Genomic DNA, 6095 nt, shown 5'->3' with positions numbered 1-6095 from the left:
TTGCAATGAAAGTTCGTGCATCCGTCAAAAAAATCTGTCGTAACTGCAAAGTTATCAAGCGCAAAGGTGTTGTGCGAGTTATCTGTGTAGAGCCAAAGCATAAACAGCGCCAAGGCTAATAGATTTTTGGATATCAACAATATTTAATGGTTTATTCAATATTGTTTTATTTATATATCATTTGTAAAGCAACAACCGTGCTTTCACAAATGAATCATTAAACTCTTAAGGAGTGCATAGTGGCTCGTATCGCTGGCATTAACGTTCCTGATCATAAGCATGCTGTTATTGCATTAACTGCAATTTTTGGTATTGGCAAAACCCGCGCACAGAAAATTTGTGCCTCTGCGGGAATTGCAGAAGCAAGCAAGCTGAAAGATCTGGATGAAACACAAATCGAAGCTCTTCGTACAGAAGTAGCTACGTTCGCCGTTGAAGGTGATTTACGTCGTGAAGTTTCTATGAACATCAAACGTCTTATGGACCTTGGTTGTTACCGTGGACTTCGTCATCGTCGCAGCTTGCCTGTTCGTGGACAGCGTTCTAAAACGAATGCTCGTACTCGTAAAGGTCCGCGTAAAGCAATCAGAAAATAGGATAAGAGATCATGGCTAAGACTCCAACACGCGCTCGTAAGCGAGTGAAAAAGCAAGTTGCTGATGGTATGGCTCATATCCATGCTTCTTTCAACAACACAATCGTAACGATTACAGACCGTCAAGGTAATGCGCTTTCTTGGGCAACTGCCGGTGGTTCTGGTTTCCGTGGTTCTCGTAAATCTACTCCGTTCGCTGCACAGGTTGCTGCTGAACGTGCTGCTGAAGCAGCTAAAGAGTACGGCCTTAAAAACGTTGAAGTTTTTGTAAATGGACCGGGGCCAGGTCGTGAATCTTCGATTCGTGCTCTAAACGCGGCGGGTTTCCGTGTAACTAATATTACAGACGTAACACCTATTCCACACAATGGTTGTCGTCCGCCGAAGAAACGTCGCGTTTAATTACGACGTAAATAGGTAACTGGAGAAAGTAAAATGGCAAGATATTTAGGTCCGAAGCTTAAGCTTAGCCGTCGAGAAGGTACTGATTTGTTCTTAAAATCAGGCGTTCGCGCGATTGAATCTAAGTGTAAGATTGATAATGCGCCCGGCGTTCATGGTGCACGTAAACCACGTCTTTCAGACTACGGTTTACAGCTACGTGAAAAGCAAAAAGTCCGTCGTATGTACGGTGTGCTTGAAAAGCAATTCCGTAACTACTACAAAGAATCGGCTCGTTTACAAGGCAATACAGGTGAAAACCTGCTTCAACTTCTTGAAGGACGTTTAGACAATGTTGTTTACCGTATGGGATTTGGTGCGACTCGCGCTGAAGCTCGTCAATTAGTAAGCCACAAATCAATTCTAGTAAACGGCAAAGTGGTTAATATCCCATCTTTGAACGTTAAAACAAGTGATGTTATTGCCATTCGTGAAAAAGCTAAAAAACAAGCACGTATTGGCGCTGCACTTGAAATCGCTGGTCAGCGTGAAGTCCCTACTTGGGTTTCTGTTGATACAACGAAAATGGAAGGCGTATTTACACGTCAACCTGAACGTTCAGATTTATCTGCTGATATTAACGAACAGTTAATCATCGAACTTTATTCTAAGTAAAGTTAACCGTTAAGAGAGAACACAAATGCAGGGTTCTGTAATTGATTTTCTAAAGCCAAGATTAGTTGATATCGAACAGGTAAGTGCAACGCGCGCCAAAGTGACGCTAGAACCACTAGAAAGTGGTTTTGGTCAGACACTCGGTAATGCGTTTCGCCGTATCTTGTTATCATCTATGCCGGGAACGGCGGTGACAGAAGTCGAAATAGATGGTGTACAGCATGAGTACAGCACTAAAGAAGGTGTTCAAGAAGATATCCTCGAGATTCTTCTTAACCTTAAAGGTCTAGCGGTTAAGCTTGAAGGTAAAAGCGAAGTTCTTGTGAGCTTAACTAAATCTGGAGCGGGTCCTGTTACGGCAGGCGACATCATTCATGATGGTGATGTAGAGATAGTCAATCCAGAACATGTGATCTGTAATTTAACAGGCAATGCTGAAATTAGCATGCGTATTAAAATTGAATCAGGTCGAGGTTATGTTCCAGCTTCAACACGTATTCATAGTGAAGAAGATGAGCGTCCAATTGGTCGATTATTAGTCGATGCAAATTTCAGCCCTGTTATGCGGATAGCTTACAGCGTTGAATCTGCTCGTGTTGAACAACGCACCGATTTAGACAAACTTATCATCGATATGGAAACCGATGGCACACTTGATCCAGAAGATGCTATTCGTCGTGCAGCGACTATTTTGGCGGAGCAATTAGACGCCTTTGTTGATTTGCGTACAAACGCAGCGCGCGAGTCGGTTAAAGTCGATGAAGCGCCTGAGTTTGATCCAATTCTTTTACGTCCAGTTGATGACTTAGATTTAACCATTCGCTCTGCTAACTGTTTGAAAGCAGAAAGAATATTCTATCTTGGTGACTTGGTACAATGCACAGAAGTTGCACTTCTAAAAACGCCTAATTTAGGCAAGAAGTCACTTACTGAAATCAAAGATGTACTTGCATCACGTGGACTGTCTCTAGGCATGCGCTTAGAAAACTGGCCGCCAGCAAGTCTCATACGTGATTGATCTACTCATCTGAATAACGAATAATAAGGACTAAGTTATGCGCCATCGTCAAAGTGGACGTCAGCTTAACCGTAACAGTAGCCACCGTCAGGCAATGTTCCGTAATATGGCAATTTCTATTGCTACGCACGAAGTGATTAAAACGACAGTTCCTAAAGCAAAAGAACTACGTCGTGTCATTGAACCATTAATTACACTTGCTAAAGTGGATAGCGTTGCTAACCGTCGCTTGGCATTTGCCCGTCTTCGTGATGATGCAGCGGTTGCAAAATTATTTAATGAACTAGGTCCTCGTTACGCGACGCGTCCTGGTGGTTACACTAGTATCATTAAATGTGGCTTCCGTACTGGTGATAAAGCCCCTATGGCTTATATCACTTTAGTAGATCGCCCAGCAGTAGACAAAGAAGCATAAGCCTCTTTTAATCGCGCTATAACAAACCGAACAATTGTTCGGTTTGTTGTTTTAGCCCCCTTGCTATAAATAACATCCCCCCCCCTTCTCTCTTCACGTTGCTTTATAAACGCCAGAAAATTTGCTAATAAATGTCTTAAATAGTGATAATAATGTTTGATAAATGTAAATTTAGATTTATTATTCGACTACTTATTGGTGCAAGCTGGTGTGCACAACTTTATTTTCATTGCAGGTATTTGTCAGTATGATATCAATCGAATTTACACAACAATTACCCCTCATTTACGCTATTCTAAAAAAATCACCTATTAAATCATTAACAGTGCATTATCCGTTCTCTTTAATGTTATTGAATCGAGCGATGACACCACCAATACCCTCATTTAACAAGGTGTTAATGTGCTATCACTAAATGCAGTACTAAACCTTAATATATTAAAGAAATTGAAGCGTCGCAATTACTTCAATTTAGCGGCCAATTGATACAATAAAATTGAACTTGGAGTCACTTTGTTTTGAATAATTTCATGCTTGAACTGACCCGCATTATGCACAAGGCGTCACTAACAGAGAGCGCAAATGAACAAATCCAACTAGTCGTTAGCGCTATTACAGAGGCTATTGATATTGACGTGTGTACTATTTATAGACGAAATGCAAACAATGATATGGTTCTCCTTGCTACCCACGGACTGGCAAATAGGCACCCGATAATTATTCCTAAAAACTTGGGCTTAGTTGGCCTAGTCGCCCAATCCAAACATACTGTAAATTTAACAGAACCTGCCGAACACGCCGATTATTATTTTATTCGCCAATCTGACGAAGAGGCATTCCACAGTTTCTGTGGCACTCCATTAGTGCATCACGGCGAAGTTATCGGGGTATTAGTGGTACAAAGCCGCAAATCTGTATTGTTAGGCCAAGAGCAAGAAGCTTTTATTTCAACCCTCTCATCACACCTTGCGTTACTTGTGTCAGCCTTGCCCCTAGACAAAGGAACAATGTCGAAATATAACTTGCGCTCGAAGGGACTCAGCGGGGCATCAGGCACTGCGATTGGAAAAATTCAACTAGTTAAATCAGAACGCCTTATGGATTTTCCAGATTCACATGCAAAAGACCCAACTCATGAACTGGCACAGTGGCAACAATTAAAAACGGCCGTTGCCGCTGAAGTTCGACGAGAACGTAACGCAGTTAAAGAGAATTTAGGTGAAAGCCTCGCTTCAATAGTAGATGTTTATCAAGTACTGCTGGCTGACCATACCTTTGGTGATAAGGTTGAGAGCTATCTAAAAACGGGTCTTGGCTTACTGACAGCTATCAAACATACAGTACGCTATTTTTCCGATCTATTTAAAAGTATGAGCGATCCTTATCTTAAAGCGCGACATGATGATATGGATTACCTAGGGGATAAACTCTACCAAGTGTGGTTAGGTAAAAGTGCTTCGCCACCTAAATTCGAAGGTAGTGCCCCGGTTGTATTGATCGGTAACCAGATAAGCGTTTCTGATATTATCAGCCTACCAGCGGAGCAACTCGTTGCTATCGTCTGCTTTTCAGGTGCTGCGTTGTCACATATAGCCGTATTTGCTAATGCGTTAGGCATTCCCGCAGTAATGGGCGTGGGTGAGCTAAAAGAGTTGAACAATGGCGAGCAGGTGATCGTTGATGGCAATATAGGGCAGATTATCCGCAACCCTTCAAAACCTATACTCAGAGAATATAGGTTGCTAGCAGAGTGCCAATTACAAATTGATCAGCAATTACAGACTTTAACCCACAAGCCGGCTATCACATCCGACGGCATTGTTATCGAATTATTTGCAAATTCAGGTCTTCAAGCAGATGTGATGCCCGGGCTTCATAATGGTGCAGATGGCATTGGCCTTTTCCGTACTGAAATACCCTTTATGGTACGCAATAGCTTACCCTCAGAAGAAGATCAAATTGAAGTCTATCAACACGTTTTTAAAGCCTATGCCGGAAAGCCAGTTTATATTCGTACATTAGATGTGGGCGGTGATAAACCACTACCTTATCTACCAATTATAGATGAAGAAAATCCAGCATTAGGTTGGCGAGGTGTTCGTTTTACACTTGATAATTTACAATTGATGATGACGCAGCTACGTGCAATTATTCGCGCTGCTAATGGACAAAAAAATATCCATATCTTATTGCCAATGCTAAGCACAACTTCAGAATTAGACAAATGTATCGAGCTAATCGATATGGCCTGCTTACAACTGACAGATGAAGGGATCACCGTCTGTCGCCCAAGAATAGGAATAATGATTGAAGTTCCGGCCGTCATCCCTCTACTGCAATTTTGGTATAAAAAATTAGATTTTATTTCTATAGGATCAAATGACTTATCTCAATATTTACTGGCCACGGATCGCAATAATCCGTTTGTTGGTAAATTATTTGACTCCCTTCATCCAGCTGTCATCCATGAATTAAAACGCATTATACAGATAGCCGATGATTACACTCTTCCGCTAAGTTTATGTGGTGAAATGGCATCAGATCCCGTTGCCATCATGCTATTAATTGGATTAGGAGTGCGTAGAGTCAGTCTAAGTTCTTCTAAATTGCCGTTGATCAAGTGGATCATCCGTTCACTTTCCATAACTGCTTCAGAAAGTTTTGCCCAGAAAGCGCTATTGCTTGATAACGCAGCTGCAATCCGCAAACTTGGTTATGCTACATTGTCAAAACTGGGTATCGATATCAACAACATACAAGCGTGATACTATTTTATACTGAAAAGCCCTGCTGATAGGGAACTATAGAACTCGCAGAGCTTGTCCGCGCGCAAACATTGCCTATCGGCAAACTCGCGCTATTATCATATGTTTTGAATGCAACTGCGTTAAGCGCTTAAACGAAAAAATCCCTGCTGACTTAGTCAACAGGGATTATTCGTTTATTAGGTGTCTAGCAATGACCTACTCTCACATGGGGAGACCCCACACTACCATCGGCGCAGCTGCGTT

Annotated in this window: 7 protein-coding genes; all 7 read left to right on the top strand. The window is 41.9% G+C overall.

Annotation, left to right across the window (positions count from 1 at the left end; genetic code table 11):
- Window positions 1-5: 5 nt before the first annotated feature.
- Complete coding sequence (gene rpmJ / locus KSO91_RS15635) at window positions 6-119, top strand: 50S ribosomal protein L36 (protein WP_238741194.1); 114 nt, start codon at window positions 6-8, stop codon at window positions 117-119.
- A gap of 120 nt (window positions 120-239) precedes the next feature.
- Window positions 240-596 carry a 30S ribosomal protein S13 gene (rpsM, locus tag KSO91_RS15630; protein ID WP_238743959.1) on the top strand — a complete coding sequence of 119 codons (357 nt, stop codon included), beginning with the start codon at window positions 240-242 and terminating at the stop codon, window positions 594-596.
- Window positions 597-607: 11 nt separating this feature from the next.
- Entirely contained in the window at window positions 608-997 is a 390-nt protein-coding gene (rpsK, locus tag KSO91_RS15625) for a 30S ribosomal protein S11 (RefSeq protein WP_019613697.1), read from the top strand.
- A 33-nt stretch (window positions 998-1030) separates the two neighbouring features.
- Window positions 1031-1651: a 30S ribosomal protein S4 gene (gene rpsD / locus KSO91_RS15620; protein WP_238743958.1), complete on the top strand. Its 621-nt coding sequence runs from the start codon at window positions 1031-1033 to the stop codon at window positions 1649-1651.
- A 25-nt stretch (window positions 1652-1676) separates the two neighbouring features.
- Window positions 1677-2669 carry a DNA-directed RNA polymerase subunit alpha gene (locus KSO91_RS15615; RefSeq protein WP_238743957.1) on the top strand — a complete coding sequence of 331 codons (993 nt, stop codon included), beginning with the start codon at window positions 1677-1679 and terminating at the stop codon, window positions 2667-2669.
- A gap of 37 nt (window positions 2670-2706) precedes the next feature.
- Window positions 2707-3084 carry a 50S ribosomal protein L17 gene (gene rplQ, locus KSO91_RS15610; protein ID WP_238743956.1) on the top strand — a complete coding sequence of 126 codons (378 nt, stop codon included), beginning with the start codon at window positions 2707-2709 and terminating at the stop codon, window positions 3082-3084.
- A gap of 518 nt (window positions 3085-3602) precedes the next feature.
- Entirely contained in the window at window positions 3603-5849 is a 2247-nt protein-coding gene (gene ptsP, locus KSO91_RS15605) for a phosphoenolpyruvate--protein phosphotransferase (RefSeq protein ID WP_238743955.1), read from the top strand.
- Window positions 5850-6095: the final 246 nt, after the last annotated feature.

It is taken from the genome of Psychromonas antarctica, assembly GCF_022267535.1.
In the GTDB taxonomy this organism is placed as follows: domain Bacteria; phylum Pseudomonadota; class Gammaproteobacteria; order Enterobacterales; family Psychromonadaceae; genus Psychromonas; species Psychromonas antarctica.
Note: the sequence above shows the minus strand (reverse complement) of the source record. Positions and strands in the feature narration are given on the sequence as shown.

Bases quoted from the DNA above. Each gene is read 5' to 3' on its own strand.
- KSO91_RS15615 (WP_238743957.1), top strand. From the start codon at position 1,677: ATGCAGGGTTCTGTAATTGATTTTCTAAAGCCAAGATTAGTTGATATC.
- rpmJ (WP_238741194.1), top strand. From the start codon at position 6: ATGAAAGTTCGTGCATCCGTCAAAAAAATCTGTCGTAACTGCAAAGTT.
- rplQ (WP_238743956.1), top strand. From the start codon at position 2,707: ATGCGCCATCGTCAAAGTGGACGTCAGCTTAACCGTAACAGTAGCCAC.
- rpsD (WP_238743958.1), top strand. From the start codon at position 1,031: ATGGCAAGATATTTAGGTCCGAAGCTTAAGCTTAGCCGTCGAGAAGGT.
- rpsK (WP_019613697.1), top strand. From the start codon at position 608: ATGGCTAAGACTCCAACACGCGCTCGTAAGCGAGTGAAAAAGCAAGTT.